The sequence below is a fragment of the Pseudoalteromonas sp. SWYJ118 genome (genome assembly GCF_015864505.1).
Lineage (GTDB): Bacteria > Pseudomonadota > Gammaproteobacteria > Enterobacterales > Alteromonadaceae > Pseudoalteromonas > Pseudoalteromonas arctica.
In genome coordinates, this window is sequence record NZ_JADYXC010000060.1 from 1 (window position 1) to 1,433 (window position 1,433).

1 protein-coding gene is annotated in these 1,433 nt (G+C 43.7%); it reads right to left on the bottom strand.

Annotated elements, in window-relative coordinates:
- Positions 1-13: 13 nt before the first annotated feature.
- Complete coding sequence (locus I6F48_RS21155) at positions 14-1,339, bottom strand: IS4 family transposase (protein WP_197120244.1); 1,326 nt, start codon at positions 1,337-1,339, stop codon at positions 14-16.
- Positions 1,340-1,433 lie beyond the last annotated feature (94 nt).

Here is a 1,433-nt window from a genome sequence, read left to right on the forward strand (position 1 = left end):
TAACACCATTCAGTTAAGCATGTTTTGACTTAATGGTGTACCGAGTTTTTGAAATTCGAACGGTCCTACTTTTGGGCCGTTTTCTTTTTTCTGGAAGAATATAACGTTTCACTCGTTCTCGCATTGCCCTTAATTTCTTTGGAATTGAACCTGGCGAAGCGATGGCACACCAGAGTATTTCATCCTGTATATCCCGCAAAGCCATGACAAAACTAATTCTCAGCGGGGAGACTTTAGCCTCTTTGGCTATTCGACTTATCTCTACTCGAATTAAATTGTAGGCTAGCAATATACCCCATAGCTCTTGATTGACTCCATCCACAGTCTGACTACGCAAAAGAATACTATCCTCAAGCATCTGGTGTTTTATTTCTCCATAGCTATTTTCAATTTCCCAGCGCTCGAAATAGACATCAAGAATGGCCTGTGCACCAAAAGCCTGTTTATCATCCAAAGAGCACAGCAGACCTTTTATTTTTCCAGGCCCTATTGGCTCAGGATAAAGAACCAGTCTGGCCTGCCAGCACTCAGGAAGCGAAGGGTCTTGTTTTCTGGCATGCGCAGATACACTCATCTCTACTTTGAAGTCATGCTCAGAGTAAGATTCAATGATGGTGTATTGCGTGTTGCTTTTAATCGGGACCATCCAGTGCGACTGTGGGTGTTGCTTACGCCAATTAATCAGTAGCTCAGCGCTGAGATAACATCGGTCAAAAATAGTTAGACTGTTATCACTTACATGACCAAATAGCTGCTTTGCGTAGTTCACCTCACCTTGATAACTGGGCCCGAAGGCAACGTGGTGTATCAACCGGCTACGCAAGGAGCTTAAGGCGCATAGGCGTACAATAGGATATTCTGTATGACGGTTTTTACTGTGCTTAATATAGTGAAAGTGCTCAGCAAGAGCAGGTGTATCGGGTGCACGAAATTGCGTTCCATCGACAGAAAATAACCGGAGTCCATACCACGTATCATCAGCATCTTCTTCTTGTGTCCAATGGGCTGCACATAGGTGAAATAAGGCTTGGAGGGGGTCGCTACTCAGGCGCTGTCTCGCTTGAGGAATAGCACTTGGAGCAACCGTATCGCCCAGGGTATCAGTGAGTGTTAAATCTAACTTCTCAACAACGTCACTAATAGAGCGGTCGCGAAAAAGACCCATTGCAATGATAAGCCAGACGACAAGCTCAGCAGGTAACTTTCGTTTGCGAATACTTGCTTTATCGGTCTGCTCGAGCACATTAGAAATCCACTCAAGAGGGATATGTTTCTGAAATGTAGATAAAGAGTCAGGAGTGGCGAATATATCCGTATCAAGTAACCAATGACTAAGCATAAAAATACCCTCATAATCAAAAGATGATAAGGGTATTGTGAAGCAACCAAAAGATCGGTCAACCGATCAAAAATACCTTAACTGATCGGTGTTA

Excerpts from the sequence above, each read along its gene's own strand:
- I6F48_RS21155 (WP_197120244.1), bottom strand. The coding sequence starts at position 1,339 with ATGCTTAGTCATTGGTTACTTGATACGGATATATTCGCCACTCCTGAC.